The 21,435-nt window shown below is 66.7% G+C and carries 21 protein-coding genes and 1 pseudogene; 2 read left to right on the top strand and 20 right to left on the bottom strand.

The features are described 5' to 3' along the window. Positions 1–3: 3 nt before the first annotated feature. The 4 genes from CSW62_RS18530 to lepA all read right to left on the bottom strand — a co-directional run bounded on the left by CSW62_RS18530 (position 4) and on the right by lepA (position 3,193). Entirely contained in the window at positions 4–273 is a 270-nt protein-coding gene (locus CSW62_RS18530; protein ID WP_099580328.1) for a RebB family R body protein, read from the bottom strand. A gap of 37 nt (positions 274–310) precedes the next feature. Beyond that, a complete protein-coding gene (locus CSW62_RS18525; protein ID WP_099582360.1) occupies positions 311–595 on the bottom strand; it encodes a RebB family R body protein in 285 nt (94 codons plus the stop codon). A 207-nt stretch (positions 596–802) separates the two neighbouring features. Further along, positions 803–1,174: a hypothetical protein gene (locus CSW62_RS18520; protein ID WP_099580326.1), complete on the bottom strand. Its 372-nt coding sequence runs from the start codon at positions 1,172–1,174 to the stop codon at positions 803–805. Between the two features lie 210 nt (positions 1,175–1,384). Next, positions 1,385–3,193 carry a translation elongation factor 4 gene (gene lepA / locus CSW62_RS18515; RefSeq protein ID WP_099580324.1) on the bottom strand — a complete coding sequence of 603 codons (1,809 nt, stop codon included), beginning with the start codon at positions 3,191–3,193 and terminating at the stop codon, positions 1,385–1,387. A gap of 161 nt (positions 3,194–3,354) precedes the next feature. On the opposite strand from lepA, the gene CSW62_RS18510 reads away from it, so the two are divergent. Further along, positions 3,355–4,080: a DUF1134 domain-containing protein gene (locus tag CSW62_RS18510; protein WP_099580322.1), complete on the top strand. Its 726-nt coding sequence runs from the start codon at positions 3,355–3,357 to the stop codon at positions 4,078–4,080. 39 nt (positions 4,081–4,119) lie between these two features. Here the strand turns inward: CSW62_RS18510 and msrA are convergent, their stop codons facing one another. The 14 genes and pseudogenes from msrA to infC form a co-directional block, all read right to left on the bottom strand. Next, entirely contained in the window at positions 4,120–4,710 is a 591-nt protein-coding gene (gene msrA / locus CSW62_RS18505; RefSeq protein ID WP_099580320.1) for a peptide-methionine (S)-S-oxide reductase MsrA, read from the bottom strand. Between the two features lie 55 nt (positions 4,711–4,765). Further along, a complete protein-coding gene (locus CSW62_RS18500; RefSeq protein ID WP_099580317.1) occupies positions 4,766–5,068 on the bottom strand; it encodes a hypothetical protein in 303 nt (100 codons plus the stop codon). Then, positions 5,053–5,349, bottom strand: coding sequence for a hypothetical protein (locus CSW62_RS18495; protein WP_099580315.1), 297 nt, complete (start codon positions 5,347–5,349; stop codon positions 5,053–5,055). The genes CSW62_RS18500 and CSW62_RS18495 overlap by 16 nt, the downstream gene beginning before the upstream one ends. Before the next feature lie 123 nt (positions 5,350–5,472). After that, positions 5,473–5,619, bottom strand: coding sequence for a hypothetical protein (locus CSW62_RS26200; protein WP_143324426.1), 147 nt, complete (start codon positions 5,617–5,619; stop codon positions 5,473–5,475). Positions 5,620–5,818: 199 nt separating this feature from the next. Then, positions 5,819–5,896: pseudogene (locus tag CSW62_RS27040) on the bottom strand (hypothetical protein); the annotation flags it as partial. 1 nt (position 5,897) lies between these two features. Further along, on the bottom strand, positions 5,898–8,336 hold the full coding sequence (pheT, locus tag CSW62_RS18490) for a phenylalanine--tRNA ligase subunit beta (protein ID WP_099580313.1): 2,439 nt from the start codon (positions 8,334–8,336) through the stop codon (positions 5,898–5,900). 10 nt (positions 8,337–8,346) lie between these two features. Beyond that, positions 8,347–9,420 (bottom strand): phenylalanine--tRNA ligase subunit alpha, encoded by a 1,074-nt coding sequence (pheS, locus tag CSW62_RS18485; RefSeq protein WP_099582359.1) that lies wholly within the window; start codon positions 9,418–9,420, stop codon positions 8,347–8,349. A 120-nt stretch (positions 9,421–9,540) separates the two neighbouring features. Beyond that, complete coding sequence (gene rplT / locus CSW62_RS18480) at positions 9,541–9,900, bottom strand: 50S ribosomal protein L20 (RefSeq protein ID WP_099580311.1); 360 nt, start codon at positions 9,898–9,900, stop codon at positions 9,541–9,543. 15 nt (positions 9,901–9,915) lie between these two features. Beyond that, positions 9,916–10,116: a 50S ribosomal protein L35 gene (gene rpmI / locus CSW62_RS18475; RefSeq protein WP_018061454.1), complete on the bottom strand. Its 201-nt coding sequence runs from the start codon at positions 10,114–10,116 to the stop codon at positions 9,916–9,918. Between the two features lie 130 nt (positions 10,117–10,246). Next, positions 10,247–11,440 carry an MFS transporter gene (locus CSW62_RS18470; RefSeq protein ID WP_099580309.1) on the bottom strand — a complete coding sequence of 398 codons (1,194 nt, stop codon included), beginning with the start codon at positions 11,438–11,440 and terminating at the stop codon, positions 10,247–10,249. A gap of 56 nt (positions 11,441–11,496) precedes the next feature. After that, a complete protein-coding gene (locus CSW62_RS18465) occupies positions 11,497–13,545 on the bottom strand; it encodes a S9 family peptidase (RefSeq protein WP_099580307.1) in 2,049 nt (682 codons plus the stop codon). Positions 13,546–13,710: 165 nt separating this feature from the next. Continuing rightward, on the bottom strand, positions 13,711–15,645 hold the full coding sequence (locus CSW62_RS18460) for a S9 family peptidase (protein ID WP_099580305.1): 1,935 nt from the start codon (positions 15,643–15,645) through the stop codon (positions 13,711–13,713). 150 nt (positions 15,646–15,795) lie between these two features. Next, positions 15,796–17,730 carry a S9 family peptidase gene (locus CSW62_RS18455; protein ID WP_233206723.1) on the bottom strand — a complete coding sequence of 645 codons (1,935 nt, stop codon included), beginning with the start codon at positions 17,728–17,730 and terminating at the stop codon, positions 15,796–15,798. Between the two features lie 129 nt (positions 17,731–17,859). Next, positions 17,860–18,381: a translation initiation factor IF-3 gene (infC, locus tag CSW62_RS18450; RefSeq protein WP_099580303.1), complete on the bottom strand. Its 522-nt coding sequence runs from the start codon at positions 18,379–18,381 to the stop codon at positions 17,860–17,862. A 252-nt stretch (positions 18,382–18,633) separates the two neighbouring features. Between infC and CSW62_RS18445 the strand changes: the two genes are divergently transcribed. Then, on the top strand, positions 18,634–19,233 hold the full coding sequence (locus CSW62_RS18445; RefSeq protein WP_099580301.1) for a YitT family protein: 600 nt from the start codon (positions 18,634–18,636) through the stop codon (positions 19,231–19,233). 9 nt (positions 19,234–19,242) lie between these two features. Here CSW62_RS18445 and CSW62_RS18440 read toward each other — a convergent pair whose 3' ends face one another. Both CSW62_RS18440 and CSW62_RS18435 read right to left on the bottom strand, forming a co-directional pair. Beyond that, positions 19,243–20,214, bottom strand: a complete 972-nt coding sequence (locus tag CSW62_RS18440) for a glycosyltransferase family 9 protein (RefSeq protein ID WP_099580299.1) — start codon at positions 20,212–20,214, stop codon at positions 19,243–19,245. Next, complete coding sequence (locus CSW62_RS18435; RefSeq protein WP_099580297.1) at positions 20,211–21,413, bottom strand: glycosyltransferase family 4 protein; 1,203 nt, start codon at positions 21,411–21,413, stop codon at positions 20,211–20,213. The genes CSW62_RS18440 and CSW62_RS18435 overlap by 4 nt, the downstream gene beginning before the upstream one ends. Positions 21,414–21,435: the final 22 nt, after the last annotated feature.

Below are 21,435 nucleotides of genomic sequence, written 5' to 3'. Positions count from 1 at the left end.
ACCTCAGGCGCCCAGAATGTCTTTGGTCGCCATCCCGGTCGACGCGGTGTCGATCGAGTACAGCGTCGCCACGCCCTGCGTCGTCGCCGCCTGGGCGGTCACATAGCTCTGCTGCTGGTTGTTGGTGGCGTTGTGGGCGGCATTGGCCAGGGCCTGGGCGGTGGCCTGGTAGAGATTGGCCAGGGCCACGGCTGGGGCGTCGCCAAGCACGTTCACATTGGCCTGGGTGACGGAGTCGGTGATCTGGTCGTTGACGGCGGTTGGGAATGCCATGGTGGGTCTCTCTTGAACGTTGCGGGTCGTGGAGGATCTAGAGGCCGCGAACGCGACCGGTCAGGATGGCTGCGGTCGCGTGACCGGACGAAGCGGTGTCGATCGAATAGAGCGTCGCCACACCCATGGTGGTGGCCGCCTGGGCGGTCACGTAGGCCTGTTGTTGCGAATTGGTGGCGTTGTGAGCGGCGAGCGCCAGGGCCTGGGCGGTAGCCTGATACAGGTTACCCATCGCGACGGCCGGGGCGTTACCCAGAACGTTCGTACCGGCCTGCGACACGGCGTCGGTGATCTGGCTGTTGACGGCGGTCGGGTAGGCCATGGCTTCCTCGCTGAAGGCGCTGCATCGCGCCAAGGTTCAGCTTTCAGCGCGCCCCCTACGTAACGACGTTATGTAACAATCTGAAAGTGCTTTTCTGCACTATTTCCGGGATAATTGAGTTGCGCCGTCAGACCTTGAAGACGTGCGCCAGCATCACGCCCAGGCCGCCCAGGGGGCGGCCGCCGTTCAAATCCCCCGGCAGGCGCATCAGCGTCTCGTAGAAGCCCAGGGGCGGGATCGCGGTCTGACGGTGAGGATATCGCGGCGCGACAGGCCTTTGGTCACCCTGCCGCCGCTGGCGTCGACCCAGTCGGCCTTGCGCACGGCGTTGACGACCTCTGCGTCCGCCCCCCTGAAGGGCGTGACCTTGTGATGCCAGTGGATCAGGTTGCAGACGAGGCAGGCGTCCAGATGCGGAGCGCGGGCTTGTCGGGCCTGCTCCGCCTGGGCTTCGGAGGGTTCGAGATAGGCGAGCTTACCGTCGGTCCACAGGCCGACGTCGTGATAGGCCAGCGCGAAGGCCACCACCTCGCGCCATCGCGCATCGCCGCCCAGGAAATGCATGGCGTAGGTCAGCACCCGGTAGACGTGGTTGCGATAGCCGGGAAAGTCCGCGCCGATCCGCGCGCAGCGGGGTTAACTCGCGCTCGACGATCTCGTCATGGTCGATGATGGCGATGGTCATGGCGGCCATCCTAGCCTGCTCGCCGCCGGCTTTCTTGAACGCGCCCAAGAAAAAGCCCCGCCGGTGGGACCGGCGGGGCTTTTCGAAACGGAGGTGTCGGACGATCAATCCTCGTCCATCTTCAACGCGGCGATGAAGGCTTCCTGCGGGATCTCGACCTTGCCGAACTGGCGCATGCGCTTCTTGCCGGCCTTCTGCTTGTCCAGCAGCTTGCGCTTGCGCGAGGCGTCGCCGCCGTAGCACTTGGCGGTCACGTCCTTGCGAAGGGCGCGGACGGTTTCGCGGGCGATGATCTTGCCGCCGATGGCCGCCTGGATCGGGATGACGAACATGTGCTGCGGGATGAGGTCCTTCATCTTCTCGCACATGCCGCGGCCACGGCTCTCGGCGCGGTCGCGGTGGACCAGCATGGAGAGGGCGTCGACGGGTTCGGCGTTGACCAGGATCGACATCTTGACCAGGTCGCCCTTGCGGTAGTCCTCGACCTGGTAGTCGAAGCTGGCATAGCCCTTCGAGATCGACTTCAGGCGGTCATAGAAGTCGAAGACCACCTCGTTGAGCGGCAGGTCGTAGACGACCATGGCGCGGTTGCCGACGTAAGAGAGCTCGCGCTGCATGCCGCGACGGTCCTGGCACAGCTTGATCACGCCGCCCAGATAGTCGTCGGGGGTGAAGATGGTGGCCTTGATCCAGGGCTCGCTGATGCTCTCGATGTGCATCGGGTCGGGCAGGTCGGCGGGGTTGTGCAGCTCGATTTCCGAGCCGTCGCGCATGTGGATCTTGTAGACCACCGAGGGGGCGGTCGCGATCAGGTCGAGGTCGAACTCGCGTGAGAGGCGCTCCTGGATGATCTCCAGGTGCAGCAGGCCGAGGAAACCGCAGCGGAAGCCAAAGCCGAGGGCGGCGCTGCTTTCCATCTCGTAGGTGAAGCTGCCGTCGTTCAGGCGCAGGCGGCCGACGGCGGCGCGCAGGTCCTCGAAGTCGGCGGCGTCGACCGGGAAGAGGCCGCAGAACACGACCGGCTGCACGTCCTTGAAGCCCGGCAGGGCCTTGTCGGTGGGACGCTTCTCGTCGGTCAGGGTGTCGCCGACGGCGGCGTCGGCCACTTCCTTGATCTGGGCGGTGAAGAAGCCGATCTCGCCGGGGCCCAGGCTCTCGACCGGGGTGTTCTTGGGCTTGAAGACGCCGACGCGGTCGACCAAGTGGGTCGAGCCGTGCTGCATCATCTTGATCTTCATGCCGGCCTTCAGGCGGCCGTCCATGACGCGGACCAGCACGACGACGCCGAGATAGGCGTCGTACCAGGCGTCGACCAGCAGGGCCTTCAGGGGCGCGTTCTCGTCGCCCTTGGGCGGCGGCAGGCGGGTGACGATGGCTTCCAGCACGTCGTGGATGCCCAGGCCCGACTTGGCGCTGGCCAGGACGGCGTCGCTGGCGTCCAGGCCGATCAGGTCCTCGATCTGGGCGCGCACGCGCTCGGGCTCGGCGGCGGGCAGGTCGATCTTGTTCAGGACCGGGACGATCTCGTGGTTGTTGTCGATGGCCGAATAGACATTGGCCAGGGTCTGGGCCTCCACGCCCTGGCTGGCGTCGACGACCAGGATCGAACCCTCGCACGCGGCCAGGCTGCGGCTGACCTCGTAGGCGAAGTCGACGTGCCCGGGGGTGTCCATCAGGTTCAGGATGTAGGTCTCGCCGTCGTCGGCCTTGTACTCCAGGCGCACGGTCTGGGCCTTGATGGTGATGCCGCGCTCTTTCTCGATGTCCATGTTGTCGAGAACCTGCGCGCTCATCTCACGCGCGGTCAGGCCGCCGGTCTCCTGGATCAGGCGGTCGGACAGCGTGGACTTGCCGTGGTCGATGTGGGCCACGATTGAAAAGTTACGGATCTTGTCGAGAGGCGTCGAAGTCATAGGCGTGCGCATATCACATTTGGCCCGCTTCGCGAGGGGTGAGCGCATCCGGGATGCGGCCACGGTCGGCGCATGCTTAACCGGTCGTTAAGTTTGGAGCCGCAAACCGGTCTCAATGGCTTGCAACAGTGTTGCAATGAAACTGACCTGGAGGGCCTGACATGGACCGTCGCAAGCTGATCGTCTCGGGCGCCGCAGTCGGCCTGAGCGCCATGGCCAGCGAGGCTCTGGCCCGCCAGCGGATCACGTCCGAGCAATTGCCGCCGGCCCAGCCGATCACCGACCCGAACGCCGCGCCGCCGCAGTATCGCCCCCCCCCGCAGGACGCCTATGCGTCCCCGCCGCCGGCCGCCCAGACGCCGGGTTCGAATGGCAATACGCCGGTCTATGACACCGGCCGCGCCCAGACCTATTCCGCCGACGAGATGATCCGCGCCACGTCCGACTTCCTGGGCGTGACGGCCGAGAGCGCCGGCGCGGTGATCGAGAAGATCTTCAAGGACAAGGGCCAGCCCACGGGCTACATCGCCGGCGAGGAAGGCTCGGGCGCTTTCGTGGCGGGCCTGCGTTATGGCCGTGGCCTGCTCTACATGAAGGGCCGCCCGACCCTGGAGACGTTCTGGCAGGGTCCGACCGTGGGTTGGGACTGGGGCGGCAACGCCAGCCGGGTCTTCACCCTCTGCTATAACCTGCAATACCCCGACGCCGTCTTCCGCCGGTTCCCGGGCGTGGAGGGCAGCGCCTATCTGATCGGCGGCCTGGGCATGAACTACCAGAAGGCCGACGATATCACCCTGGCCCCGATCCGCGCCGGAGTCGGCCTGCGCCTTGGGGCCAATGTGGGTTATCTCGGCTACAGCCGCAAACGCCGCTGGATGCCGCTCTAACGATTAGAGGGGGCCTTTGAGCCCCCTCCCTGTCTCAGACTAGCCGCCCCACACCTGCTTCAGGCGGGCGTCGCGTCCGCAGCCGGTGCGGTAGGCGAAGTAGTTCAGCTTGTTCCGCTTGGCGTAGTCGCGGTGATATTCCTCGGCCGGGTAGAAGGTCTGCAGCGGCAGGATTTCGGTCTTCATCGTACCGCTCTTCAGGCGCTTGGCGGCGTCGGCGCGGGACTTCTCGGCGATCGGGCGCTGGGCGGGGGTGACGAAGACGGCCGGGCGATAGGACGGGCCGCGGTCGCAGAACTGGCCGCCATCGTCGGTCGGGTCGACCAGCTTCCAATAGCGATAGAGTAGAAAGCCGTAGTCCAGCTTGGCGGGATCGTAGGTGACGCGCACCGACTCGTAGTGGCCCGAGGTCTCGCTGGTGACGTCGCGATAGGTCGGGTTCTTCAGATGGCCGCCGGTGTAGCCGCTCTCGACCTTGATGACGCCCGGCACGCCCTGCATGTCGTGCTCCATGCACCAGAAGCAGCCGCCGGCGAAGACGGCGGTCTCGGTTTTCAGCGTCGCTGCGGCGGACGCGCTGACGCCGGTGAGGGCGAAGAGGGTGGCGAGGAGGGCAAGCAGGCGGCGCATCGAAGTCTCTCCAGAAGCGGACTCGGATTTAGATACGCAGGGAAACGCCGAAAGGTTACGCCCGCCAACCAAAACCGACGCCGCGCACGCTGGGACAGGCGGCCAGACGCGAGGCCAGCACCTCGGCCCGGGCGTCGCCCTGGTCGTCGATCTCGAGGCGAATGGCCATGTGCTGACCCTCGGGAGCGGCGGACAGGGCGCGCAGGCGGGCCTGCTGGACCGAGGCCACGCCCAGCACCCGCATGAGGGCGTCAGGCGTGTCGTCGATGGTTACGAGGAAGAGACGGCGCCGAAGACTGGCGAGAGCGTCGTCTTCGGGTTTGAGTGGGTCTACGAGCGAACTCACGGTCGGAACCATTGATGCTCTACCGAGGCCGAATTGACCCCCGGCCATGCGGCAAGGTCGCGGGCTAGCAGGCGGGCCGCCTGATCGCCCAGGTGACGGACGCGCAGAGAGGCTTCGACGATCTGGCCGACCGGCTTCATGGTCAGGCCGCACAGTTCGGCGCCGCTGTCGGCGAGACCCTGGCGCACGGCTTCCAGCGCGCTGGGCGCGTCCTGGGCGGCCAGCAGCAGCTGGTGAACGGTGACCCCGTCCAGGTCGCTATGGAAAGAAGGTGGAGAAGGCAGATAGCTCATTGGAGTGGTCCCTTGCATGAGAGGCTTGGAGACCGAGGAACCGCGCAACAAAAAACCCCGCTCGTGGGAGCGGGGCTTTTTGGAGATCTTGCGATCCTTCGGCTGTGTGGTGGGTAGGGTTTCCTACCGCTTGCGCCGATTTTGCCCCGTTCGAATTCGCACGGTTTTAATCTGGTTATTAATCATGCTCCACATCGCCACGCACGACATCGCAGCCACGGCGGCGAGGCCGGTGGTCACGAAGGCGGCAAAGGCGGAGGTCGATTGCATGTGGAGCGATGAATCCAGTTAGCGCTTGATACAGGTAGCGTGACGTTGAGCTGTGCGCAAGGTCTTGCCTGCTTGAGAGGCGATCGGTCGCGGCCTAGGGTAAAAATTGGCTCGCGGCGCCTTGAAACTCAGCACAGGCTCCCACCTGACCTGCTGCGCAGGTCTGTCCGCCCCCAAGCGGAACGGAGAAGGGCAGAGCGCCTCTCCTCCCCCATTGGGGGAGGGGGACCGCCGAACGGCGGTGGAGGGGGCCAGCGCCGAGCCGGCCCCCAGACAGCTTACGACCGCAGCTTACCGCCGGCCTTCTCGGCCGCCGCCACGACCTTGGCCGACAGGGCCTCGATCTCGGCGTCGGTCAGGGTGGCGTCGCGCGGCTGCACCACGACCTCGATCGCGATCGACTTGAAGCCCTCCGGCACGCCGGGGCCTTCATAGACGTCGAACACGCGCGCGGCGGTGATCAGCGCCTTGTCGGCGCCGAGCGCGGCCTTGACCAGGTCGCCCGCGGCCTTGGCCTTCTCGACGACAAACGCGAAGTCGCGGGTCAGCGGCATCAGGGCCGAGGGCAAGAAGGCCGGGCGGCTCTTGATCGCCTTCTTCTTCGGCTCGGGGATCGCCTCCAGGGTGATCTCGAAGCCGTAGACCGGGCCGGCCACGTCCAGGGCTTTCAGCACCGCCGGGTGGATCTCGCCGAACTCGGCCATCACCGCCTTGGGGCCCAGCTGCAGTCGCGCCGAACGGCCCGGGTGCCACCAGGACGAGGCCGAGCCCTGCGCGGTTTGCAGCGACGCCACCGGCGCGCCCAGCTCTTCCAGCAGGGCCAGCAGATCGGCCTTGACGGTGAAGACGTCTTCTTGCGCGGCCTTGCCCCAGCCGCGCGGCGCCTTCGGAGCCAGGATGGCCGAGACCACGGTGCGCTGGTCGTTGGGGCGCTCGCCGTGGAAGGTCGGGCCGATCTCGAACAGGGCCGCGTCGGGGAAGCCCCGGCGCGCGTTGCGGCCGGCCGCGTCGATCAGGTTGGGCAGCAGCGACGGGCGCATGCAGTCCAGTTCCGAGGCGATCGGATTGGCCAGCAGCATTTCCGGCTGGCCGCCGCCGAACAGCTGCGCCGTCTTGTGGCTGGTGAAGCTGAACGTCACGGCTTCGGCATAGCCGGCCGCCGCGAGGGCGCGACGGGCGGTGCGGGCGCGGGCCTGCTTGGCGGTCAGGATGCCGCCGACGGCGCGCGGAACGTCCGGCAGCGGCGTCGAGGGCAGGGCGCCATAGCCGGCGATGCGGGCGACTTCTTCCACTAGGTCGGCCTTGCCTTCCACGTCGCGGCGGAAGGTCGGCGGGGTCACGCAGACCACGCTCTCGGCATGGGTGACGAAGTCCGCGGCCGAGACATCATTGGGCGGCTCGACCGTGAACCCGAGGTCGCGCAGGATCTGCAAGGACCGCTCGGACGCGATCTCCAGGCCCGACAGCTGGCCGACATAGGCCGGGTCAAACAGCACGGGCTTGGGGGCCTCGGGAGGCTCGCCGACCATCAGGACGTCCGACGGCTCGCCGCCGCACAGCTCCAGGATCAGCTTGGTGGCCAGCTCGACGCCGGGGACCAGCGAGCTGGTGTCGACCGTGCGGGCGAAGCGGTACTGGGCGTCGCTGGCGATGCCGGTGGCGCGGCCTGTCTGGGCGATGCGGATCGGCTCGAACCAGGCGCTCTCGACGAAGACGTCCGTGGTCTCGTCCGAGCAGCCGGTGCTTTCGCCGCCCATCACGCCGCCCAGGCCGATCGGCCTGTCGCCATGCGCATCGGCGATCACGCACATCTCGGGCGTCAGCTCGTAGGTCTTGCCGTCCAGGGCGATCAGGTGCTCGTCGCCGTGGACGCCATGGCGGCCCAGGCGCGTCGAGATCTCGGTCCCCGACAGCTTGGCCGCGTCATAGACGTGTAGCGGGCGGGCGCGGTCGTAGGAGATCAGGTTGGTGACGTCCACGAGCGCGTTGATCGGACGCAGACCGATGGCGGTCAGGCGATCCTGCAGCCACTTGGGCGAGGGGCCGTTCTTGACGCCGCGGATGTAGCGGCCGGCGAAGGCCGGGCAGGCCTCGCCATCGACCTTGACGCTGATCGGGCTTGGGAACGCGCCCGGGATCGCGGCGATCGACACGTCCTTCAGCTTGCCCACGCCGGCGGCGGCCAGGTCGCGGGCGATGCCGACGACGCCCAGCCAGTCGGGGCGGTTGGGGGTGACTTCGAAGTCGATGACGGCTTCCAGGCCCAGGGCGTCGACGGCCGAGGTCCCGACCGGCAGGGCGTCGGGCAGTTCCATGATGCCGTCGCTCTCGACGGCGTATTCCAGCTCGGCGGCCGAGCAGAGCATGCCGTTCGAGACGACGCCGCGCACCGGCTTCTCGACCAGGGTCACGTCGAGGCCCGGCACATAGGCGCCGATCGGGGCGTAGATAGTGGTCAGGCCCGCGCGAGCGTTCGGCGCGCCGCAGACGATCTCCTTGCGGCCGTCGACGGTGTCGACCTGACAGACCTGCAGGCGGTCAGCGTTGGGGTGACGCGCGGCCTCGACGATCTTGCAGACCGTGAAGGGGGCCAGCTTGGTCGCCGGATCAATGACGTGCTCGACCTCGAGCCCTGCCATGGTCATGGCCGCGACGATCTCGGGGACGGTGGCGGTGGTCTCAAGGTGATCCTTGAGCCAGGAGAGGGTGAATTTCATTGTTCTTGTCTCAGCTCAGGCCCGAGGCGGCGTTCGGCGCGGCGAAGGCGCTGAAGCCGTAGTGCGACAGCCAGCGGACGTCCGACGACCACATGTCGCGCAGGTCCGGCATGCCATATTTCAGCATGCCCAGGCGATCGACGCCCATGCCGAAGGCGAAGCCCTGGTACTCGTCGGGATCGATGCCGCAGGCGCGCAGCACGTTCGGGTGAACCATGCCGCAGCCCAGGATTTCCAGCCACGACGTGCCTTGGCCGATCTTGATCTCGCCGCCCGAGCGGTCGCACTGCACGTCCATCTCGGCCGACGGCTCGGTGAACGGGAAGTGGTGCGGACGGAACTGGGTGGTCACCGCGTCGGTCTCGAAGAACCGCGCCAGGAAGGTCTCCAGGGTCCACTTCAGGTGGCCCATGTGGATGCCCTTGTCGATCACCAGGCCCTCGACCTGGTGGAACACCGGCGTGTGGGTGGCGTCGTTGTCCACGCGATAGGTGCGGCCCGGCGCGATGATGCGGATCGGCGGCTTCTGGCTGACCATGGTCCGGACTTGGACCGGGCTTGTATGCGTGCGCAGCAGCATGCGTTCGCCGTCTTCTTTCGTATTGAAGAAGAAGGTGTCGTGCATTTCGCGGGCCGGGTGCTTCGGCGGGAAGTTCAGGGCCGTGAAGTTGTGGAAGTCGTCCTCGATGTCCGGACCTTCGGCGACCGCGAAGCCCATCTCGGCGAAGATCGAGATCATCTCGTCCATGGTCTGCATGGTCGGGTGGACGCTGCCCTTGCGGCGGTAGGGCGCAGGCAGGGTCAGGTCCAGCGTCTCGCTGGCCAGGCGCGCGTCGAGTTCGGCGGCCTCAAGGGCGGCCTTCTTCTCGGCGATGGCGGTTGAGGCGCCGTCGCGCAGGGCGTTGATCGCGGCGCCTTGCGTCTTGCGCTCCTCGGGGCTCATCGCCCCCAGGGTTTTCAGCAGGCCGGAGATCGAGCCGGTCTTGCCGAGGGCGGCGACGCGCACCGCATCGAGGGCGGCGAGGTCCGTCGCGCCGGCCACCTGGGCCAGGACGTCGGATTCGAGGGTGTTGAGATCGGTCATGACGGGCATCCGTCTAGAGCATTCGGGCGGGGCGGAGTAGGGGAGCGCGCAGCAAAAAGCCCTCCGGTTCGCACCGGAGGGCTTTTCTAGATCGCAATCGGGACGGACCCGAGAAAGACCTTAGGCGGCCAGGGCGGTGCGGACCTTGTCAGCAATAGCCTTGAACGCAGCCGGGTCGTTACCCGCGATGTCGGCGAGGACCTTACGGTCGATCACCACACCCGCCACGTCCAGGCCGTGGATAAATTGCGAGTAGGTGAAGCCCTCGATGCGAGCGCCGGCGTTGATGCGTTGGATCCACAGCGAGCGGAAGGCGCGCTTGCGCACCTTGCGGTCACGGTACGCGTATTGACCGGCCTTATCGACGGCGGCCTTGGCGGTGCGGATGGTGTTCTTGCGGCGGCCGTAGAAGCCTTTCGCCTGTTCAAGAACCTTCTTGTGCTTGGCGTGGGCGGTAACGCCACGTTTGACGCGAGCCATGTGTCAGCGCTCCTCTTAAAGGCCGTAGGGCAGGTACGAACGGATGGTCTTGGCGTCAGCCTCGCTCATCACCTTCGTTCCGCGGTTTTGGCGGATGTACTTGCCGTTGTGGCCGATCAGACGGTGGCGCTTGCCGGCGACGCCGGCTTTCAGCTTACCCGTGGCCGTGATCTTGAAGCGCTTCTTAGCGCCCGACTTGGTCTTCAACTTAGGCATTTCGCGTCGGAGCTTTCGCCCCGTCCTCTGGGATAGCAAGACGAACCGCCATGGCATGCCAATTGGCCAGGCGGTTCCGGAAAGGGGGCGTTACTAGGTGAAAGAGTCGCTCAAGGCAAGCGCTTAGGCCTTAGGCCGGCGTTTTCGTCCGGTGAACGATGGTCACGGCGAAGAAGATGGCCGGGATCATCAGGGCCGCGCCGAACCAGTAGGGGCCGCCGATGGCGATTCCAAACAGCGGACCGGCCAGCAGCGGACCGCCGATGCGGGCCAGGGAGCCGGCGGCCATGTTCAGGCCCAGCATCTGGCCCTGGCGGTCTGGCGGGCTGGCGCGCGAGATCAGGGCCGCCACGCACGGGAAGACCAGCGACTGGCCAAAGGCGGTGCTGCCCACGGCGACGATGGCCAGGCCGGGATGGGTCACGAACGGCGAGACGAACAGGCTGACGCAGATGATGGCCAGGCCCGTGGTCAGCACGCGGCCTTCGCCAAAGCGGCGGGCGAGGCGTCCGGTCAGCAGGCCCTGGCCCAGCGAGGCGATAACGCCGATGACGGCGAAGCACAGGCCGACCTCGCGCGGACCCCAGTCGAAGCGGGCGTTGGCCCAAAGGCCGAAGATCGATTCCATGCCCGCGAAGGCCCCGGTCGAGACCAGGGTGACCAGCAGCACGCGCGACAGGATCGGGTGGGCCGAGGCCGCGCTGAGCGCCTCGCGGCGGCCGGGCTGCTTGACGCCGGGAGCGGAGGGCGCGCGGCTCTCGGCCACGAACAGCAGGACGCCGACCGCCGCCAGCGCGGCCATGCCGGCGGCCACGAACAACGGGATCTGGAAGCCCAGCTGGCCGGCGCTGGGACGGGCCAGGAGGCCGCCCAGCGACGGGCCGATCACGAAGCCAGCTCCGAACGCCGAACCCAGCAGGCCCATGCGGCCTGCCCGCTTCTCGGGCGGGGTGACGTCGGCCATGTAGCCCTGGATCGTCGAGATGTTGCCGCTGCCGAAGCCGCCGACCAAGCGGATGGCCATGGCGATCCAGATGTTCGGCGCGAAGGCCAGGGCCAGGTAGGCGATGGCGTTGGCGATGATGGTGACGATCAGCACCGGCCGCCGGCCGATCCGGTCGGACAGTCGTCCCCAGAACGGCTCGCCGAAGAACTGGCCCAGGCTGTAGGCGGCGAACATGGTCGTCACCTGCCACGGGGCGGCATGCATGGCCTTGGCGTAGAAGGGCAGCAGCGGAATGACCACGCCGAAGCCCACCAGGTTGATGAAGACAACCAGGAGCAGGACGGCCAGGGCGCGGGGACTGTTGGCGGGTTCGGACATCAGGACGCGCGGTTTACGCCCGAACCCCGGCCTTGGCGATCAGCCAATCGACGAACTCAGTCGGGCGGGTTGTTCTTTTCGACGAAAGCGACGGCTTCGGTCAGCATCTTCACGCGCGACTCGCCGCGGGAGAACCAGTGGTCCTCGCCTTTCAGCGCGACCAAGCTGACGGGCTTGCCAGCCTTCTTCAGCGCGTCGGCCATGATCTGGCTCTGCGCGAAGGGCACGATGGTGTCGTCGGTCCCGTGGATCAGCAGGACCGGGACATCGACGCGATTCGCCAGTTTGACCGGCGAGAGGGCGTCCAGGTCGGCTTTCTTGTCCGCGCCCATGAAGCGCAGCCAGTAGCGGGGCGAGGTCGAGGACCGGGCGCCATGGTCCTCGAGGTTTGCCGACAGCATCCGGCCCGGATTGACGGGGCCGGCGCCCGACTTGGGACAGGGAGTCTCCCCTATGGTCGACATGCAGACCTCCTTGGGCGAGACGACCTCCTGGCGAACCAGGTTGAGGTCGGACGGGCCGTCGACGGAGACGGCGCAGCGATAGACGCCCTTGTCCAGGGTCGCGCCGGCCAAGGCCGCGTAGCCGCCGTAGCTGGCGCCCATGATGCAGACGCGCTTGGGATCGATGACGCCTTGGCGGGCCAGATCGCGGACGCCGTCCGACAGGTCGGTCTGCATCTTCTTGCCCCACTCGCCATAGCCGGCCTTCACGAAGTCCTTCCCAAAGCCCGCCGAGCCCCGGAAGTTGGCCTGCAGTACGGCGTAGCCGCGCGAGGCCAGGGCCTGGCTCCACCAATCGAAGCCTGGGGCGTCGCGCCCTTCAGGGCCACCGTGCGCCAGGACGATGAGGGGCAGGTTCGTGGGCTGACGCTCGCGCGGCAGGGTCAGGTAGCCGCTGATCTCCAGGCCGTCGGCGGCCTTGTACTTGATCGGGCGCACCGGCGAGATCGCCTCGGGCTTGACGCTCTCGTAGACGCGGCTCTGGAACCAGCCTTTTCCGGTCTTGAGGTCGATCAGGTAGTAGGCCGGGCCTTCGGTGGGCGCATCCACCTGCACGATCACGCGGCTCCAGTCCCTGGACCAGGACTTGAGGCTGACGCGCGCATCCCTGAACGGCTTGATGGCGGCGTACCAGGCGCTCTGCACGGCCGGATTGAAGAAGGTATAGCGCAGTTCGTCGCCGTCCAGGGTGTAGCCGCCGAGCAGGCGGGCGCTGTACGGATCGTGGATCAGGCCGTCGAACGCGAGATCGTCCGGCAGGGCCTCGCGGCCGCCGTTCCGGGTGTATTCGCGCAGGACGTCGTCGTCGGCGCGCCGCCAGACCAGCACCGACTTGCCGTCACGGCCCAGACCGGAAATGCCATAGGCGCCGGTCGGCGAGTCGGCTTCATCCACCTTCTTCCAGTTGGCGCCGGCCTTGACCAGCAAGGTTCCCCGACCGCTCTTGGTGTCATAGGTGGTCTGCGCGATCGGCTTCCCGTCTATGTCGACCAGCCAGCCGTTGGTGCCGTAGCGCGGCGTGTTCTCGGCAAGGCGTAACGTACCGGTCCGCAGGTTCGTGGCGTACAGCGTGTCGGCGGCCGTGCCGCGCAGGTACCGAACGCCCTCCAGGAACACCACCGGATCGCCCTTGACCATGCGGACCTGAGGCGGGCCGACGATGATGTTGAAGGTCTCCTCCACCCCGATCTTGCTGCTGGTCTTCTTTGCGCCATCCAGCAGCGGCCGGAGTATGTTGGTGGTGATGTTGAAGTCGCTGGCCATGAAATATTCGCGGGGCGGGCCCACCAGCGTCATGCCTTGCGAAGCCTGCGAGACGACCAGCACGACGTGTTCTTCACCCGCCCACATGACGCTGCGCAGCTTAGTGGCCTTCAGGGCGACGCCGGCGATGCCGCCGCCCTCGGTCTTGCGCACCGTCAGGTAGCGTTGCTCACCATCGGTGGTGACCACCGCCAGCTTCGAGCCGTCGGGCGAGATGACCACTTCTTCGATCTTTGGCAGTGCGCCGTAGATCGCCAGGTCCGGCTTGTCCGCCGCGACGGCCGGCGTCGTCAGGCTCGTCAAAAGCGCCACGCAGGCGGCGAGAGCGGTTCTGAACATGTGCGCTTCCCCAAAAGCTCGAAAAACTCTACCAGAGGGTGTGAGTGTGTCGAGGGCTCCAGCAAGCGTCTGATAAAGAAATCCGCGCACCGCGCTTGTCGTTCGACTAGGCGTGCCGGAAGACACGATCCGGTTGCACAAAGCTGGCCCTGTTCAGGCCCGGCCTCAATCCGGCGGGTTGTTCTTCTCGACGAAGGCGATCGCCTCGGTCAGCATCTTGAGGCGCGTGGCGCCGCGTGAGAGCCAATGGTCTTCGCCGTCCAGGGTGACGAATTCGACGGGCTTGCCGGCCCTTCTCATGGCGTCGGCCATGGCTTGGCTCTGGTCGTAGCGCACCACGGTGTCGTCCTTGCCGTGGATCAGCAGGACGGGGATATCGATCTTGGCGGCCAGCCTGGCGGGCGATATCGCGATGAGGTCGGGATCCTTGATCCCGTCCGCTCCCATGAAGCGCAACCAATAGCGCTGGGTCGCCGACATATCGCCGTTGTTCGCGTCCCGAACCGTCTGCAGCATCTTCTTGAGGTCGGAAGGCCCCGCCACCGAGACGGCGCAGCGATAGACGCCCCTGTCCAGGGTCGCGCCCGCCAGCGCCGCGTAGCCGCCGTAGGACGCGCCGACGATACAGACGCGCCTGGGGTCGACGACACCCTGTCGCGCGAGGTCGCGGACGCCGTCGGACAGGTCCGTCTGCATCTTCTTGCCCCATTCGCCAAACCCCGCCTTGACGAAGTCCCAGCCGAAACCTTCCGAACCTCGGAAGTTGGGCTGCAGCACCGCATAGCCGCGTGAGGCCAGGGCCTGACTCCACCAGTCGAAGCCCGGCTCGTCACGGCCTTCCGGTCCGCCGTGGGGCAGCACGATCAAGGGCAGGTTCTTGGGATCTCGGCCTCTGGGCAGTGTGAGGTAGCCGCTGATCTCCAGGCCGTCGGCGGCCTTGTACTTGAGGGAGCGGACGGGCGAGATCGTGTCGGCGTTGACGCCCCGATAGACGGACCCCAGGAATTCGGCGTTGTGCGTGTCAAGGTCGACGAGGGCGTAGTCCGGTCCTTCGGTCTTCGAGTCGACCAGCACGACGACCTTGCGTCGGTCGCGCGACCACGAAGCCAGGCTCACGCGGTCTTCGCCAAACGCCTTGGCCACTGCGTTCCAGATCTTCTGAGTCTTGGGGTCGAAGAAGGTATAGCGCAGGTCGTCGCCGCTCAGCTTGTAGCCGCCCAGCAGGGCCAGGGTGTCGGGATCATGGACCAAGCCTGACAGGCTGACGTCCTTGGGCAGATCCTGATGCCCGCCATCCAGCCGGTATTCGCGGAGGAGATCGTTGTTTTCCTCGTCCGTGCGCCAGACCAGGATCGACCGGCCGTCGCGGCCAAAGCCCGACAAGCCGTACGACCCCATCGGCGTAACGGCCTCGTCAACCTTGCGCCATGCGCCGTCGGACTTGATCTTCAGTGACCAGCGTCCGTTGCGCTCGTCATACAGGGACTGCGCGACTGGGGCTCCCGCGGCGTCGACCAACCATCCGTCGGTGTTCTCCCGTGCGCCGAAGTCCAGCATCCGCGTCGCGCGCTTGTCGAGATTGATCCTGTAGAGTGTGTCGCGGCCGCGTTGCTCGACGAAGCGGATGCCCTCGACGAAGACGACCGCCTCGTTGTCGATCATTCGAACCATGGGCCAGCTGATGATGACGTTCATCGCATCGGGCTGGTCCTTCAGCAGGGGAGTCTGCTTTCCGGTGGCGATGTTGTAGTCGGTCGCCATCAGGTATTCGCGCGCCGGGCCCTGCAGGCCGAACACCGCCGTCGTTTGCGAGGTTATCAACAGGAGGTGGTTGGGGCCCGCCCACTCCACGCCCCGAAGCTTGGTCGACCCGACAATAATGCCTTTCAGGACGCCGCCGCCGACCTGTCGGATCGAGAGGAAGCGCTGGTCTCCGTCGGTGGCTATGACCGCCAGCCTTGCGCCATCCGCGGAGATCTTCACCTCCTCGATGTTCGGCAGAGCGCCATAGATCGCCAGATTCGGTTTGTCCGCCGCGAGCGCGGGCGAAGCCACCAGGACGCAGCCGGCCAAGGCCGCCGCCAAAACAGACTTGAGCACTGACAACGCCCCCCAATTTCGCAAGCTCTACCATAGGGCGCTAGGCTGTCCAGGCGCTCGTAATCGGACGTGCGCGGCGCGAAAGGGCGCGCCCAAAACAAAACGCCCCGGCCGCTGGGGCCGGGGCGCGGAGGCTGGGGTTGCTGCGCCTTACTCCGGCGGATTGTGCTTCTCGACGAAGGCGATCGCTTCGGTCAGCATCTTCAGGCGCGTGGCGCCGCGCGACAGCCAGTGGTCCTCGCCGTCCAGGGTGACGAAGCTGACCGGCTTGCCGGCCCGCTTCATCGCGCTGGCCATGATCTGGCTCTGGTCGTAGCGCACCACGGTGTCGTCCTTGCCGTGGATGAGCAGGACGGGGATGTCGATCTTGGCCGCCTGACGGGCCGGCGAGATGGTGGCCAGATCAGGATCCCGAAGGCCGTTGGCGCCCATGAAGCGCATCCAATAGCGTTGGGCGGACGAGCGTTCGCCATCGTGCAGTTCCCGGTCCGTCGCCAGCATGGTCTGCAGATCAGATGGACCCGCGACAGACACGGCGCAACGATAGACGCCCTTGTCGAGGGTCGCGCCGGCCAGGGCCGCGTAGCCGCCGTAGGAGGCGCCCATGATGCAGACCCGCTTGGGATCAACGATACCTTGCCGGGCGAGATCGCGGACGCCGTCTGACAGGTCGGTCTGCATCTTCTTGCCCCACTCGCCGAAGCCGGCCTTGATGAAGTCCCAGCCAAAGCCCTCCGAGCCCCGGAAGTTCGGTTGAAGCACCGCATAGCCGCGCGAGGCCAGGGCCTGGCTCCACCAGTCGAAGGACGGCGTATCGCGGCCCTGGGGGCCGCCATGCGGCAGGACGATCAAGGGCAGGTTCTTGGGATCGCGTCCCTTGGGCAGGGTCAGGTAGCCGCTGATCTCCAGGCCATCGGCGGCCTTGTACTTGATCGAACGCACCGGTGAGACGCTGTTGGCGTCCACGCCCTTGTAGACCGGGCCCAGGAAGTCTGCCCGCTTGGTGTCGAGATTGACCAGGAAGTAGCCGGGACCTTCGGTCTTGGAGTCGGCGCGCACGACTACCTTGCGCCGGTCGTGCGACCACGAGGCCAGGCTGACATAGTCCGCGCCGAACGGCTTGCGGACGGAGTCCCAGGTCTTCTGGGTCGTGGCGTCGAAGAAGGTGTAGCGCAGGTCGTCGCCGTCCAGCTTGTAGCCGCCGAGCAACGCCAGGGTCACGGGGTCGTGGATCAGGGCTGTCTGATCCACGCCCTGCGCCAAGTCCTGATGCGTACCGTCCATCTGGTACTCACGCAGAATGCTTTCGTCCTGGTCGTCGGTGCGCCAGACCAGGATCGACTTGCCGTCGCGGCCGAAGCCCGACAGCCCGTAAGAGCCCATCGGGGTGACGGCTTCGTCGATCTGGCGCCACGCCCCGCCTACCTTGGTCTTGAGATACCAGACGCCGCGCTTCTGGTCGTAGAGCGACTGGGCGACGGGCTCGCCAGCGGCGTTGACCAGCCAGCCGTTGGTGTTTGGTTCGCCCGCCAGGTCATGGATCTTGGTGGCCCGGGTGGACATCAGCGTCCGGTAGAGCGTGACTTGGCCGCGATTGTCGACGAAGCGAACGCCTTCCAGGATCGCCACGGCTTGGCCGTCGATCGTGCGCGGCATGGGCCAGCCGACGATGATGTTCATAGCGCCGGCCTGATCGTTCAGCAGCGGCGCCTGCTTGCCGGTGGCGACGTCGAAGTCGGACACCATGAAATATTCCTGCTTCGGTCCCTGGACGCCGGGGACGATGGCGGTCTGCGAGCCGACCAGCAGCAGGTGATCGGGCCCCGCCCACTCGACGCCGCGCAGCTTGGCGGTCCCGAGGTTCATGCCGCTGATGACGCCTCCGCCGATCTGGCGGACGGTCAGGATGCGCTGGTCACCGCTGGACGCGACGATCGCCAGCTTGGTCCCTTCGGGCGAAATCTCGACCATCTCGATGGTCGGAAGCTGGCCGTAGATGGCTAGGTTCGGCTTGGGCGCGGCCAGGGCCGGTCCGGAAAGCATGGCGAAGCAGGCCGCGGTCGCGGCGCACAAGGTCTTGAGCACGAAATCCCCCAGATTCGACGAGCAAATCTACCAAGGCGCGCGCCCGTGTCGAGTGCTCGCACCGGGGGCAAAACAAAACGCCCCGGCCGCTAGGGCCGGGGCGTTTGTTGTCTACCCAGTGATCGGATCCTAGCGCGGGGCCAGGATCATGATCATCTGACGGCCTTCCATGCGCGGCTCGTACTCGACCTTGGCGACTTCGTCGAAGTCGGCCTTGACCTTGTGCAGCAGCTTCATGCCCAGCTCGGGGTGCGCCATTTCACGACCGCGGAAGCGCAGGGTGACCTTCACCTTGTCGCCTTCCTCGAAGAAACGGGTCATGGCCTTGGCCTTGACCTCGTAATCGTGGATGTCGATGTTCGGGCGGAGCTTGATCTCCTTGAGCTCGACCACCTTCTGCCGCTTGCGCGCCTCGTTCTTCTTCTTCTGCTCCTGGAACTTGAACTTGCCGTAGTCCAGGATCTTGCAGACGGGCGGATTGGCGTTCGGAACGATTTCCACCAGGTCCAGCCCAGCTTCCTCGGCCGCTTCCATAGCGGACGCGGTCGGCATCTCGCCTTGCTTCTCGCCGTTTTGGTCGATCAGCAGGACGCGGGGGACGCGGATGTCTTCGTTGATACGCGGTCCGTCTTTAACGGGCGGCGTTTGCATAGGACGGCGAATAGGGGCGGCTCCGGGACTGTTGATGTGAAGCGTGATTAGAAAGGGTATAGCTGAACGCGCGCGCACCGCGCTGGGCGCGCCGCGAGAAAGTGATATATGACGCGCCCGCCGCGCTCTATCAAGCGAAGGCGGCTAAACAGACGTCACGCGGGTCCAGTTTTTTCTGATCTCAGCGGGCGGAGGGGTGGAAACGGCGAGGCGGGGAGGTTTTTCCCTCGTCAAGACGCCTGCCAGAGCTCCATGAATCAGCATCGCCACACCGCCCTGGAGGACGTCCACGCCCTCCTGATCGGCTCCAGCTTCATCGCTGTGGGCCTGACCCTGCTCAAGGCCGCGGGACTCGTCACCGGCGGCGTGGCCGGGGTGGCGTTGATCATATCCTATCTGGGCGGCTGGCCGGTGGGGACGGTGTTCTTCCTGTTGAACCTGCCGTTCTACATCCTGGCCCAGCGGACCATGGGCTGGACCTTCACCTTCAAGACTCTTGTGACCAACCTGCTGCTGGCGGGCCTGGCCTTCGGCATGCCGCACTGGCTGAAGGTCAGCCATGTCGATCCGATCTTCTCGGCCGTGTTCGGCGGCACGATCATCGGCATGGGGATCCTGGCCCTGGCCCGTCACCGCTCCAGCGTCGGCGGGGTCGGTGTTCTGGCGCTCTATCTGCACGAGCGCCGCGGCGTCAGCGCCGGCAAGGTCCAGATGGCCGCCGACTGCCTGGTCGTCTTGGCGGCGTTCTTCACGATCCCGTTCGACAAGCTGCTGCTGTCGATCGCCAGCGCGGTGGCGCTGAGCGCGGTGATCATCGCCAACCACAAGCCGGGCCGGTACGCGGGGTACTGACCCTTGTAGTCAGTGCGGCAGCAGCGCCACCGCGGCGCTGGCCACGGTGCTGACCGGCAGGGCCTTCAGATCCGGAGAGCGGATGACCGCCACGTGGCCGCGCGGGCCGCACAGTTCGGGATCCGAGGCGTCGGAGAACAGGGCGATGGTCGGGGCACCGGCGGCGGCCAGCAGGTGGGTCGGGCCGGTGTCGTTGCCGACGGCCAGGGCCGCCTTGGCGCCCAGCACGGCCAGTTGGGCGAAGTCGGTGCGGCCGGTCAGGTCGCGGGCTCCGCCGACGGCCTTCTGGATGTGGCGCGCCATGGCGCTTTCCTGCGGACCGCCGATGATGACGATATCCAGGCCGCGCGCCTTCAGCAGCGAGCCCAGTTGGGCGTAGTTCTCGACCGGCCAGCGCTTCTCGGGCCGATGGGCTGAGCCGCCAGGCACGAACAGAACATAGGGACGCGGAGTCGCGGCGCCGGCCACCGGGCGGGGCTCCTTGTGCTTGCGCAGGATCCAGGTCAGGTCCGGCGGCGGGGCGCTGCCCGGCTCGGTCGGGGCGTCAGGCCAGATGCCGGCGGCGCGAAGCTGGTCGGCCTGGCGCTCAAGGGTGTGCATGCGCAGCCGGGCCGAGCCCTTCTGCGGCAGGGACGCGCCGAAGGCGACGCCGTTCCATTGCGGCGGGAACGGACGCAGCAGCTGGAAGTACCAGTTGGTCCGGCTGTTGGTCTGCAGGTCGTAGATCCGGTCGTAGCGCGCCTTGCGGATCCGGCCGATCATGGCCAGGGTTTCGCCCACGTCGCTGGGGCGGCCATCGGTCTCGACCGTATTGAAATACGGGCTGAGCTTGGCCAGGGCCTCGAAGGGCGGGGTAGTCAGCAGCGTGATCTTGGCCTTCGGATGAGCCTCGCGGATCTTTTTCATCGCTGCGAGCGCCAGGACGAAGTCGCCCAGAGCCCCCAGCTTGATCACCAGAACCTTCTTGATCTCCTTGCTCAAGACGAACGCTCCGAACCCAATACGCGTGCCCTCAGGATATGGGCCCCCAAGATCTGGGCATAAACCTTGAGGGTCGCTTCGCACATAGCGTCCACTGAATACAACCGTCGCGCACGAAGGCGCGCGGCCTGTCCCAGGGTTTGTCGTCCGGCCGCGCCGATTTCGCAGGCCTCGAGCAGGGCGTCGGCCCAGGCCTGGGCGTCGCCGGGCGCCACCAGCCAGCCTGTTTCGCCGGGGAGAATGGTCTCGCGCGTGGCCCCGTGGTCCGAGGCCATGGCTGGGCGGCCCATCACCTGCGGCTCGACCGCCGTGCGGCCGAAGGCTTCGGGCTCCAGCGACGGGGCGATGGCCAGATCGGCCAGCAGATAGGCGGCCGGCATGTCGTCGCAGTGTCCGACCAGCTTCACCGCGTCCTGCAAGCCGGCGGCGGCGATGGCGGCCTCCAGTTCGGCGCGATAGGCCTTGCGACCCTGGTCGTCGCCGGCCAGCAGCAGCAGCACCCGATCCTCGCCGCGCGCCTTGAGCAGGGTCATGGCTTCGATCATCAGGGCCTGGCCCTTCCAGCGCGTCAGGCGGCCGGCCAGCAGCACCTTCAGCCGGCGTTCGCCGTCGGGGACGCCCCAGGCCTGGCGCAGGGCCGCGATGCGGTCGGCGCTGACCACGCCCGGCTCGAAGCGGGTGAGGTCGACGCCGCGCGGGATGGCCACGACCTTCTCCGGCGCGATATTGTGCTCGCGGATGACGTGCTCCCGCGTGTACTCGGAATTGGCGATGACCAGGTCGCCCTTGGTCATGACCGCGTTGTACCAGCGCTTGAGATTGGACTTGGCGTTGTAGACCCCGTGATAGGTGGCCACGAACGGGACCTTGGTCGCGTGCGCCGCCCAAAGGGCGCTGAAGGCCGGGGCGCGCGAGCGGGCGTGGACCAGGCTGACCTTCTCGCGCCGGATCAGGTCGATCAGCCGCGCGGCGTTGCCCAGCATGACCAGCGGGTTCTTGGTGTGGGCCGGCATCTGGGCCAGACGGCCGCCGTCGGCCTCCAGCCGCGAGGCCATGCGACCGCCCTTGGTGGCGACCAGCGCCTTACCGCCTTGCGCCACGACGGCATGGGCGACATCAATCGTCGTTTGTTCGGCCCCGCCTGTTTCCAGCTCGGGCGTGACTTGCAGCAGGGTGAAACCGGCGGGTAGGTCGGGCACGCGACTCTCGGCGAAACGAACG

The organism is Caulobacter sp. FWC2, from assembly GCF_002742625.1.
GTDB lineage: Bacteria > Pseudomonadota > Alphaproteobacteria > Caulobacterales > Caulobacteraceae > Caulobacter.
This window is presented reverse-complemented; position numbering and strand designations above follow the sequence as displayed.

Excerpts from the sequence above, each read along its gene's own strand:
- rpmI (WP_018061454.1), bottom strand. The coding sequence starts at position 10,116 with ATGCCTAAGTTGAAGACCAAGTCGGGCGCTAAGAAGCGCTTCAAGATC.
- CSW62_RS18495 (WP_099580315.1), bottom strand. The coding sequence starts at position 5,349 with ATGAGCTATCTGCCTTCTCCACCTTCTTTCCATAGCGACCTGGACGGG.
- infC (WP_099580303.1), bottom strand. The coding sequence starts at position 18,381 with ATGCAAACGCCGCCCGTTAAAGACGGACCGCGTATCAACGAAGACATC.
- pheS (WP_099582359.1), bottom strand. The coding sequence starts at position 9,420 with ATGACCGATCTCAACACCCTCGAATCCGACGTCCTGGCCCAGGTGGCC.
- lepA (WP_099580324.1), bottom strand. The coding sequence starts at position 3,193 with ATGACTTCGACGCCTCTCGACAAGATCCGTAACTTTTCAATCGTGGCC.
- CSW62_RS18465 (WP_099580307.1), bottom strand. The coding sequence starts at position 13,545 with ATGTTCAGAACCGCTCTCGCCGCCTGCGTGGCGCTTTTGACGAGCCTG.
- CSW62_RS18470 (WP_099580309.1), bottom strand. The coding sequence starts at position 11,440 with ATGTCCGAACCCGCCAACAGTCCCCGCGCCCTGGCCGTCCTGCTCCTG.
- pheT (WP_099580313.1), bottom strand. The coding sequence starts at position 8,336 with ATGAAATTCACCCTCTCCTGGCTCAAGGATCACCTTGAGACCACCGCC.
- rplT (WP_099580311.1), bottom strand. The coding sequence starts at position 9,900 with ATGGCTCGCGTCAAACGTGGCGTTACCGCCCACGCCAAGCACAAGAAG.
- msrA (WP_099580320.1), bottom strand. The coding sequence starts at position 4,710 with ATGCGCCGCCTGCTTGCCCTCCTCGCCACCCTCTTCGCCCTCACCGGC.
- CSW62_RS26200 (WP_143324426.1), bottom strand. The coding sequence starts at position 5,619 with ATGCAATCGACCTCCGCCTTTGCCGCCTTCGTGACCACCGGCCTCGCC.
- CSW62_RS18530 (WP_099580328.1), bottom strand. The coding sequence starts at position 273 with ATGGCATTCCCAACCGCCGTCAACGACCAGATCACCGACTCCGTCACC.
- CSW62_RS18510 (WP_099580322.1), top strand. The coding sequence starts at position 3,355 with ATGGACCGTCGCAAGCTGATCGTCTCGGGCGCCGCAGTCGGCCTGAGC.
- CSW62_RS18445 (WP_099580301.1), top strand. The coding sequence starts at position 18,634 with ATGAATCAGCATCGCCACACCGCCCTGGAGGACGTCCACGCCCTCCTG.
- CSW62_RS18500 (WP_099580317.1), bottom strand. The coding sequence starts at position 5,068 with ATGGTTCCGACCGTGAGTTCGCTCGTAGACCCACTCAAACCCGAAGAC.
- CSW62_RS18525 (WP_099582360.1), bottom strand. The coding sequence starts at position 595 with ATGGCCTACCCGACCGCCGTCAACAGCCAGATCACCGACGCCGTGTCG.